Genomic DNA, 9,586 nt, shown 5'->3' on the forward strand with positions numbered 1-9,586 from the left:
GCGCAGCGCGACGACGCTGGCGCGCGCGGCGGCCCTGTCGCCCACCGCGCTGCGCGCCCCGCTGCGGGCCGTCGTCGAGCCGCGCACCGAGTTCAACTACGCCGAGCTGCACAACCAGGGCGATCCGGCCGAGCGGCGCAGCGCGCTGTTCCACCGCTTCGAGCTGCGCGGTGCGGTGACGCAGCCGGCGACGCGGGCGCACGTGCTGGTCGAGCTGAACTGCGGCATCGAGCGCGCGCGCTACGAGGCCGAGATCGAGCTGACGCAGGAGCGCACCAGCCTCGGCGCGCGCGTCAAGATGCCGCTCACCGCGCGGCTGATGCGCTCGGTCTCCGAGGCGGTGGTCAGCAGCCTGTTCGTGCAGGTGATGGTGGGCGGGCAGGTCATCCACAAGGACACCTATGCGATGCGGCTGATGCCGGTCGACCAGTGGCTGGACAACAGCACCAGCGGCGTCTGGCTGCCGTCGTTCGTGCTGCCGCGCGATCCGGCGGTCGAGCGCGCGATCACGCTCGCGCAGCGCTACGTGCGGGTGATCCGCGACGACCCGAGCGCCGGCTTCGAGGGCTACCAGTCGGCCTCGTCCGCCGACCCGGCCAGCCTGGAGAACGTGGACCTGCAGGTCGAGGCGATCTGGTCGGCGCTGCTGCACGAATGGGACCTCGGCTACATCAACCCGCCGCCCACCTACAACCGCGCGCTCGATTCGCAGCGCCTGCGCACGCCGAGCGCGGTGCGCAGCGCGCGCATGGGCACCTGCATCGACCTGACGCTGCTGTTCGCCGCCTGCCTGGAGCTGGTCGACATCCACCCGGTGGTGTTCCTGCTCGACGGCCATGCGCTGCCCGGCTACTGGCGCCACCGCGACTACCAGTTCGCGTACCGCGAGGTGATCAACCCGGGCGATGCGGTGCCGCAGGGCGACGAGCACCGCAGCGGCTCGCCGGGCGCGCAGACGCGGCCGTGGCGCGCCGGCCGGGCCAGCTACCGCGAGGTGTGGGGGCTGATCCGCGACGGCAAGCTCGCGCCGCTGGAGAGCGTGCGCCTGACCGAGCACTGCGGCTTCCGCGAGGCGCGCGAGGCCGGCGTGCAGGCGCTCAGCGAACCGCGCGACTTCGATTCGATCCTCGACATCGCGATCGCGCGCGAGCACCAGGTCACGCCGCTGCCGATCGTCGCGCCGGCGGCGCTGGCGGTGGGGGAGCGGGCATGAACGCCACCGTCGTCACGAGCACGGCCGACGAGCCGCTGCCGTTCGATGCCGCGCCGTGGGCAGCGGCCGATGCGGGCCTCGGCCTGCGCGAGCCGGCGCCCACGCTGGGCTCATCGCAGCAGGCGCTGCCGATCTCGATGCGCCGCCGCCGCGGCTTCACGCCGTCGATGGCCGATCCGCGCGCGAGCGTCAGCCTGCGCGACGACGACGGCGTGCTGCGCTGGAACTACGAGCCGCCGGCCGCCCAGGTGCTGCGCGGGCGTTCGCGGCGCGCCGGCTGGTTCGGCTTCGGCGAGGTGCTGCAGCGCTTCGAGTACGAGGACATCGGGCCGAACCGGATCGCGCAGTCGCTGGTCGCGCTCGACGCGCGCCTGACGCCGCAGCAGGGCCTGCGCCAGTGGGTCGACGGCGCGCTCGTGCCGGCACCGGCGCCGCAACTCGACGGCGCGCAACCCACGCTGCTGCTGGTGCACGGCACCTTCAGCAACGGCGACATGTGGTTCGACCAGCTCGGCGCGACGCCCGCCGGGCAGGCCCTGCTCGCGCAATGGAAGCAGGTGTACGGCACGCGCATCTTCGCGTTCGACCATGCGACGCTGTCGGTCGCGCCGTGGCTGAACGCGCTCGACCTGCACCGCGCACTGCGCGGCATCGCCGGCCCGCTCGACGTGGTGTGCCACAGCCGCGGCGGGCTGGTCGCGTCGTGGCTGCTGCGGCTCGCGCCGGTACGGGTGCGGCAGGTGGTGTTCGTCGGCTCGCCGCTCGGCGGCACCAGCCTCGCGTCGCCGTACCGGCTGCGCGCCGCGCTCGACATGCTGGCGAATATCGCGAACGCGCTGTCGCTGGCCGGGCAGGCGGCGAGCACGGTGTTCCCGCTGGCCGCCGGGGCCGCGGGGCTGGCCAAGGTGCTGGGCAAGACGCTGCAGCTCGGCTCGGCCTTGCCGCTGGCCGATGCGGCGGTGGCGCTGGTGCCGGGCCTCGCGAGCCAGCAGCGCGTGACCGACAACGCCGAGACGCGCGCGCTGTTCGGCGACCGCTGGCTGGTGCAGCCGACGTTCGCGGTGGTGACGGCCGACTTCGAGCCCAACCTCGACGCGCCGGCCTGGAAGTTCTGGACCCGCTTCCGCAACCCCGGCCTGCAGCTGGCGAGCCTCGGCGCCGACATCGTGTTCCCCGGCGCGAACGACCTGGTCGTCGACACCGACGCGATGAGCTTCTTCGGCCAGCCGGCGCAGGGGGAGCCGCAGGTGCTGTCGCTCGGCAAGACGGCGACGACCTTCCACACGAACTATTTCCGCGATGCGGCGGTGCTGAAGTTCATGGCCGGGCTGTCACCGCCCGGCTGACGCCCGGCCTCCAGGCAGCCCATGCCGACCAGCGCCGCCTCGACCGCCTGGTCCAGCGGCGTGTGCGGCTCGCGCCCCAGCACCGCGACCAGCCGCTCGTTGGCCATGCGCACCGGCTGCTTCCACAGGTAGCGCATCTCCATCAGCTCGCGCAGCGTGACGACGAACGGCGCCATCAGGCGCAGCAGCCACCACGGCGTGCGCACGATGCGCGGCGCCTGCCCGGTGCGGCGTGCGACCACGCGCTGCACCGCCTCGGCGATCTGCCGGCCGGTGGCGTCCCAGTGCCCGGCCATGTGGAAGCGCTCGAACGCGCCGAGCCCCTCGCGGCGCTCCAGCAGCTCGACCATCGTGCGCGCCACGTCGGGCAGGTAGCCCCACTGGTGGCCGACACCGTCATCGGCCGGGTTCGCGATCGACGTGACCGGTTTCCCCGGCTTCAGCATGCCCTGCGCGAGCCAGTTGTTGCCCGACTTCGGCCCGAAGAAGTCGCCGGCGCGCACGATCAGCACGCGCGCACCCTGGCGGCTGGCGGCCTCCAGCCGGGTCTCCATCTGCACGCGGATCGCGCCCTTGCGGGTCTGCGGGTGCTGCGGTGAATCCTCGCGCAGCAGCGGGAACGCGTCCGGCCCGAAGTTGTAGACCGTGCCCGGCAGCACGATGGTGGCGCGTTGCGCGATGGCCGCGGCGATCGTGTTGTCGACCATCGGCAGCACCACCTCGGCCCAGCCGCGGTAGCCCGGCGGGTTGACGGCGTGCACGATCACTGCGCAGCCCTCGGCCGCCTGCATCACGTCGGCACGCTGCATCGCATCGCCGCGCAGCCAGGTGATGCCGTCGCGTTGCTGCACAGCTTCGGTCGCGCTGCGCTGCAGTGCGCGCACCGTCCAGCCCGCGTCGCGCAGCTGGCGCGCGACCTCGCCGCCGATGCCGCCGGTGGCGCCGAGGACCAGGGCCGTCTTGCTGCTGTGGTTGTCGCTCATCTCGATCTCCAGGTGGTGAGTGGGTATGGAGCGAATTCTGGGCAGCGCCGGGTTGGAATGGAATTGCCGAACATCGTGGTGACGCTATACATTTCTGTATGACTTCGACCATCGGCTGGGAGCTCTACCGCAGCTTCCTCGGCGTGCTCGACGAGGGCTCGCTGTCGGGGGCCGCGCGCCTGCTCGGCATCACGCAGCCCACGGTCGGCCGGCACGTGGCTGCGCTCGAGCAGGCGCTCGGCATCGTGCTGTTCACCCGTTCGCAGGCCGGCCTGCTGCCGACCGAGGCGGCGCAGTCGCTGCGCCCGTATGCCGCGGCGATGCAGAGCACCGCAGCGGCGCTGGAGCGCGCGGCCGGCGGCCAGGGCGGCCAAGGCGGTGATCGCGTCGTCAAGGGCACGGTGCGCATCAGCTGCAGCGACGTGATGGGCATCGAAGTGCTGCCGCCGATCCTGGCCGGGCTGCACGACGCGCATCCGCAGCTGAAGATCGAGCTGGTGCTGACCGACAAGCTGCAGGACCTGCTGCGCCGCGAGGCCGACATCGCGGTGCGCATGGTGCAGCCGAAGCAGGAGCAGCTGGTCGCGCGCCACGTCGGCGACATCGAGCTGGGCCTGCACGCGCGGCGCGACTACCTCGAGCGCCGGGGCACGCCGCGCCGGCCCGAAGAGCTCGCGGGCCACGCGACGATCGGCTACGACCAGCCGTCCGCGTGGCTGCGCCAGGCCGAGAAGGCGCTGCACGGCTTGCGGCGCGAGGTCTTCACGCTGCGCAGCGACAGCAACGTGGCGCAGCTGGCGCTGATCCGCGCCGGGGCCGGCGTCGGCATGTGCCAGGTGCCTCTCGCCCGGCGCGACGGCAACCTGGTGCGGCTGCTGCCGAAGCTCTTCACGCTGCCGCTGCCGACCTGGGTCACGATGCATGAAGACCTGCGCAGCAGCCCGCGCTGCCGTGTCGCCTTCGATGCGCTGGTCGAGGGTTTGCTGGCGTACGTCGGCGGGCCAAGGCAATGACAAGCCAAACCGCGCGATGATGCGCGTCTGCCCTGCCTCCGATCCGCCCACCTTGACCTCGACCGTGCTCTCCCGCCCCGCAGACTCCTGGCCCCGTGCCGCCGTGCGGCGCCTGCTCGCGCTGTGGCCGGTCAAGCTGGTGGGCATCAGTGCCGGCATCTCGCTGTTCTTCGTGCTGTATTTCTGGGCCGCGCGCTCGCCGCAGGCCGCCGTCACGGTGATGCCGGTGCTGGCGCTGGACCGCTGGTTCACGCTGCGCGAGGGGCTGCTGCCGGTGTATGCGTCGCTGTGGGTCTACGTGTCGCTCGCGCCGGCGTTCTCGAGGGATCGCGGCGAGCTGGCGCGCTACACGCTGCGGGCTGCGGTGATGAGCGCCATCGGCTTCGCGTTCTACCTGTTCTACCCGAGCGCGGTGCCGGATTTCGGCGTCGACTGGTCGCAGTACGGCAGCCTGCAGTTCCTGCGCGCGGGCGACGCGTCGCGCAACGCGTTCCCGTCGCTGCATGTGTCGTTCGCGGTGCTGACCTGCCACCTGCTCGCGCGGCAGCTGCGCGAGCTCGACGTGCCGGTCGTGCTGCGGTGGGCGAACCTGGCGTGGTGCGTGGGCATCGCCTATTCGACGATCGCGATCCGCCAGCACGTGGTGGTCGACGTGCTGGGCGGGCTGGTGCTCGGCGTGTTGGTGGCGGCGTTGCCGATGCGCGGGCCGGCACGCTGATGGCCTCGGGCCCACCATGCTGCAGGATGTCCGCCTCGTCACCGTCTCGATCGCCGTGCCCTGGCAGGTCGTCTACGAGTTCGCGCGCCAGCCGTCGCTGCTGCCGCAATGGGCCTCGGGCCTGGCGGCCGGCATCGTCGAGGAAGGCGGGCGCTGGCTCGCCGAATCGCCGATGGGCCGGGTGCAGGTCGAGATGACGCCCGACAACCCGTACGGCGTGCTCGACCACGACGTCACGCTGCCCGGCGGCGCGGTGTTCCACAACCCGCTGCGCGCGGTGGCCAATGGGGACGGCTGCGAGCTGACGTTCACGGTGTTCCGGGCCGACGGGGTCGACAGCCAGCAGTTCGAGAAGGATTGCGCGCATGTGCTGAGCGACCTGCAGGCGCTGAAGCGCCTGATGGAGAGCAAGACGCACCGCTGAACGCGGCGCGGCGATCACGCCTTGCCGTCGGCGACCTGCCTGACCGCGTGTCGCAGCTGCCGGCGCCCCTCGGCGTTGGTCGCGCGCCAGGCGGTCAGCGCGAGTTGCAGGAACTGCAGTTCCGAGGGCGTCAGCCCCTGCGGCTCATGCGCTTCGTCGAGCCAGCCGGCCGGCTGCTCGCGTGCCGCCTCGATCTGCCGCGCCAGCTTGTCGCCGATCGGCCGGCTGCTCTTGATCTGGCTCCACATGCTGGGGCTGATCTGCAGCGCCTGGGCGAACAGCTGCTCCATGCCTTTCGGGGCGATGCCGTCGCGCATCTGCGCCTCGGCGAAGCGCTGGAACAGCGTCAGGGCGTTCTGTCGGCGCAGCAGGGTGATGTTGTCAGGCACGGCGGGAGCAAAGGGAAGGCGGCGGGCAGGAGCGGGATTGTCGCACCGGGGTGAAGAGTCTTTACCTTGCCGGCGGCGAGAATGCCGCCCCGAGGAGACCGCATGACCACCGCCGATTCGCCACTGCACGATGCCCACCCGATCGCCCCCGCGATCCGGGCCGAGATCATGGACAAGCTCGCCGCCGTCGAGGCGCAGGAAGGCGTGCGCATCCTGTTCGCCTGCGAGTCCGGCAGCCGGGGCTGGGGTTTCGCGTCGCCGGATTCGGACTACGACGTCCGCTTCATCTTCGTCCGGCCGCCGCGCGATTACCTGCGGATCACGCCGGTGCGCGACGTGATCGAGGAGGTGCCCGGCCCGGTGTTCGACGTGAACGGCTGGGACCTGCGCAAGGCCTTGGGCCTGCTGGCCAAGGGCAATGCGACGCTGGTGGAGTGGTTGAGCTCGCCGGTGGTGTACCGCGCTGACGAGCGCTTCTTGACGCGCCTTCGCGAGGTGGCGGCTGCTGTGCACCGGCCGGTGCGCTCGTTCCACCACTACCACGCGATGGGCCGCGGCAACTTCCGCGAGTACCTGCAGGGCGAGCAGGTGCGCGCGAAGAAATACCTCTACGTGCTGCGCCCGCTGCTGGCCGCGAAGTGGGTGCTGGAGCGGCCGGAGGCGCCGCCGATGGCCTTCGAGGCGCTGATCGACGCGATGGTGGGCGACCCGGCGGTGCGGCAGGACATCGCCGAGCTGCTGGTGCTGAAGCGCCGCAGCGGCGAACAGGAGTGGCTGCCGGCACGGCCGGTGCTGAATGCGTTCATCGGCGAACTGGTCGCGCAGCTCGCGCTGGCGCAGCCGCGGGATGAGGCGGTGCCGCTGGAACGGCTGGACGAGTTGCTGTTCGAGACGGTGATGGGTTCTGTGGAAGTCAGCTGCAACTGATGCCATTCCACTAACGCCGATGCGAAAACGCTATCGACCACCGCTCACACCAACGGCAGCATCACCACCTTCCGATACGCCTCCCGCTTCGACAACGCATCGAACCAGCGCTGCACCTGCGGCAGTTCGTCGCGCTCGATCGGCAGCGTCATCCAGCGCCACACCGCGCAGCCGAGCGCGATGTCGCCCATCGTGAAGCGCTCGCCGCCGACGAACGCGCGGCCTTCGAGTTGCGCGTCGAGAACGTGCATCGCATCCAGCGTCTCGCGGCGCGCGGCCTCCACGAGGTTGTCGTCGCGCTCATGCTCGGGCGTGCGCAGGAAGGCGCGGAAGATCGGCACCATCGACGGCCACAGCGTCGAGTTCGACCAGTCGATCCAGCGGTCGACTTCGGCGCGCGCCGCGACGTCCTCCGGCCACAGGCTGCCGGCCGCATGCTTGGCCGCGAGGTAGCGCAGCACGGTGCCGGACTCCCACACGACGAAGCCGTCGTCGTCGATCGTCGGCACCAGCCCGTTCGGGTTCAGGCGGCGGAACTCCGCGGTGTCGACCACGCCGTAGTGCCGTCCGGCATCGATCCGTTCGTAGGCGAGGCCGATCTCCTCGCAGCACCACAGCACCTTCTGCACGTTGATCGAATCGGCATTGCCCCAGATCTTCAGCATTCACGGTCCCGGCAGTGGTTGATGCGGGCCCACTCTACCGAGGGGCCCGCCCGGGCGTGAACGTGGGGGCTTACCAGCCCGAGTTGCCGGTCCCGCGGATGAAGAAGCTGCTCGGCGCGGTGTCCTGCTTCAGGCCGCCGAGCGCCGGGTTCGTCACCACCACGCCGTCGAAGTTCACCGCCCCGCGGCCACCGTTGTCGATGACCTCGATGCCGTACCTGCCCGGGTTGGTGATGCGGATGTTCTTCAGCTTCACGTTGCGCATCTGCGCGTTGTCGGCGTCACGCAGCAGGTCCGGGTGGAACTTCTCGCCCGGCGGCACGAAGGCGGTGCCGAAGCCGCGGAACTCGATGCCCGAGTAGGTCGGGTCGACGATGTCGACGTTCTCCACCAGGATGTCGTTGATGCCGCCTTCGCGCATGTAGAACTTCAGCGCACCGTGCTGCCACGGCGTCGCGGTGTTCTCCATGAACATCGGGCCGCCCGCGCGGATCAGCGAGATGTTGCTGAAGGTCGTGGTCGCCGGGCCGAACGGGTACGGGCTGAACTCGTTGTCGATCAGGATGCCCGGGTAGGTCAGCACGTCTTCGCAGACGCTGTCCTTGAACACGTTGTTCGCGCCGCCGTAGGCCGCGAAGCAGTTCGCGCGCCACGGCATCTGCACCGTGTTGTTGCGGAACACGTTGTTGACGCCCTGGCCCTGGTCGGGCGCGTTCTTGCCCTCCGGGCTGATGAAGTTGTCGCCCAGCTGGTAGGTCTTCTCCTTGACCCAGTCGGTCCACTTGATCGACCACACCACCAGCGCGTCGTCGCCGGTGTTGCGCAGGTGGCAGTTCTCGACCACCGAGTTCGAGGTGCCGTTGTCGAAGTTGATCCCGTCCGCATACGTGTTGCGGATGCGGCAGTTGCGGACCGTCAGGTTCTGCGTCGGCTGGGTCTGGTACGGGGGATCGTTGCCGACCCAGATCGCACCGACCACGTGCTCGATCCAGACGTTCTCGATCAGGCTGTTGGCGCCCATCGGGCCGGCGAAGGCCTTCTGCACGCCTTCCGATTCCTCGGCCCGCGCCTTCGATTCGCCGAGGATCGAGAAATCGCCGAACACGCATTTCGCGCTCGCGCCGTAGCAGAAGAACAGCGACTTCGGACCCTTCAGGTTCGTGTACCACATGCCCGCGCCGCGCACCTCGATGCCCGGGTTGTCGAGCCCGACGTTGCCGCCGCTGATCTTCTGCAGCAGGTAGTCGCCCGGCGGGAACCACAGCTTGCTGGTCGAGCGCATCGCACGCAGCACGTCGTCGGCGTGGTCCTTGCCGTCGTTCGGCTGGATGCCGAACTGCGTCACCGACGTGAAGCCCGCCGGCATCGTCAGCGCGGTCGGCACCGGCTCGATGTCGACCAGGTCGATCACGTAGAACGCCGCGGTGTCCTGCGCGTCGCGGCGCAGCATCACCGTCGCGCCGGCCGGGATGTTGTCGACCAGCGTGCGCACCTCGTCGAAGAAGGTGTGCGGCAGGCCGGCCGGCTTGTCGACGATCGGGTCGCCGATCAGCCCGCCCTGGTACGACCAGCTGTAGCGCGAGGTCAGCGGCAGCGTCTTCACGCGCACGCCGTTCACGTACAGGCCCAGCGTGCTGTCGATGCCGCCGCCGCCCGGGGCGTCGGGGATCGAGTAGCGCACGACGACGCCGTTGCCGGCCTTCGTGGTCTTGAACGACACGTAGTCGCCGGTCTTGTTCAGGCGCACCGCCTTGCGGCCGATGGCCTCGGCCTCGATGTGGTTCGCGTCCCACTTCTGGCGGCTCGGGCCGAGGATCTGGGCGTTGGTGGTGCCGTCTTCAGCCTGGTACTCGACCCAGGGCACATTGGCGCCGCGGCCGGGGACGGGTGCGGGCGCCGGGGCGGGCG

The 9,586-nt window shown here is 70.6% G+C and carries 9 protein-coding genes and 1 pseudogene; 6 read left to right on the forward strand and 4 right to left on the reverse strand.

What is annotated here, in order from left to right; all coding sequences use genetic code 11:
* Window positions 1-1,213, forward strand: a pseudogene (locus AC1D1T_RS26220) (hypothetical protein); the annotation flags it as partial.
* Entirely contained in the window at window positions 1,210-2,559 is a 1,350-nt protein-coding gene (locus AC1D1T_RS26225) for an esterase/lipase family protein (RefSeq protein WP_477825758.1), read from the forward strand. The pseudogene AC1D1T_RS26220 and the gene AC1D1T_RS26225, both read left to right, overlap by 4 nt.
* Here the strand turns inward: AC1D1T_RS26225 and AC1D1T_RS26230 are convergent.
* Complete coding sequence (locus tag AC1D1T_RS26230; RefSeq protein ID WP_477825766.1) at window positions 2,502-3,578, reverse strand: SDR family oxidoreductase; 1,077 nt, start codon at window positions 3,576-3,578, stop codon at window positions 2,502-2,504. The two genes, AC1D1T_RS26225 and AC1D1T_RS26230, sit on opposite strands and share 58 nt — an antisense overlap.
* Before the next feature lie 62 nt (window positions 3,579-3,640).
* Between AC1D1T_RS26230 and AC1D1T_RS26235 the strand changes: the two genes are divergently transcribed.
* The 3 genes from AC1D1T_RS26235 to AC1D1T_RS26245 are packed head-to-tail and all read left to right on the forward strand — an operon-like array spanning window position 3,641 to window position 5,697.
* Window positions 3,641-4,555: a LysR family transcriptional regulator gene (locus AC1D1T_RS26235; protein WP_477992788.1), complete on the forward strand. Its 915-nt coding sequence runs from the start codon at window positions 3,641-3,643 to the stop codon at window positions 4,553-4,555.
* 52 nt (window positions 4,556-4,607) lie between these two features.
* Entirely contained in the window at window positions 4,608-5,273 is a 666-nt protein-coding gene (locus AC1D1T_RS26240; protein WP_477992789.1) for a phosphatase PAP2 family protein, read from the forward strand.
* A 16-nt stretch (window positions 5,274-5,289) separates the two neighbouring features.
* Window positions 5,290-5,697, forward strand: coding sequence for an SRPBCC family protein (locus tag AC1D1T_RS26245; protein WP_477825761.1), 408 nt, complete (start codon window positions 5,290-5,292; stop codon window positions 5,695-5,697).
* A 14-nt stretch (window positions 5,698-5,711) separates the two neighbouring features.
* On the opposite strand, the gene AC1D1T_RS26250 is transcribed toward AC1D1T_RS26245, so the two are convergent.
* Window positions 5,712-6,086 carry a hypothetical protein gene (locus tag AC1D1T_RS26250; protein WP_477825762.1) on the reverse strand — a complete coding sequence of 125 codons (375 nt, stop codon included), beginning with the start codon at window positions 6,084-6,086 and terminating at the stop codon, window positions 5,712-5,714.
* 102 nt (window positions 6,087-6,188) lie between these two features.
* Here AC1D1T_RS26250 and AC1D1T_RS26255 point away from each other — a divergent pair, with 102 nt between their 5' ends.
* Entirely contained in the window at window positions 6,189-7,013 is an 825-nt protein-coding gene (locus tag AC1D1T_RS26255) for a nucleotidyltransferase domain-containing protein (protein WP_477825763.1), read from the forward strand.
* 44 nt (window positions 7,014-7,057) lie between these two features.
* On the opposite strand, the gene AC1D1T_RS26260 is transcribed toward AC1D1T_RS26255, so the two are convergent.
* Together AC1D1T_RS26260 and AC1D1T_RS26265 are read right to left on the reverse strand one after the other, a co-directional pair.
* Window positions 7,058-7,678 carry a glutathione S-transferase family protein gene (locus AC1D1T_RS26260; protein ID WP_477825764.1) on the reverse strand — a complete coding sequence of 207 codons (621 nt, stop codon included), beginning with the start codon at window positions 7,676-7,678 and terminating at the stop codon, window positions 7,058-7,060.
* Between the two features lie 70 nt (window positions 7,679-7,748).
* Window positions 7,749-9,586, reverse strand: a 1,838-nt coding sequence (locus tag AC1D1T_RS26265) for a right-handed parallel beta-helix repeat-containing protein (protein ID WP_477992790.1), incomplete at its 5' end; no start/stop codon positions are given.

Source organism: Rhizobacter sp. P2_H3 (assembly GCF_056403355.1).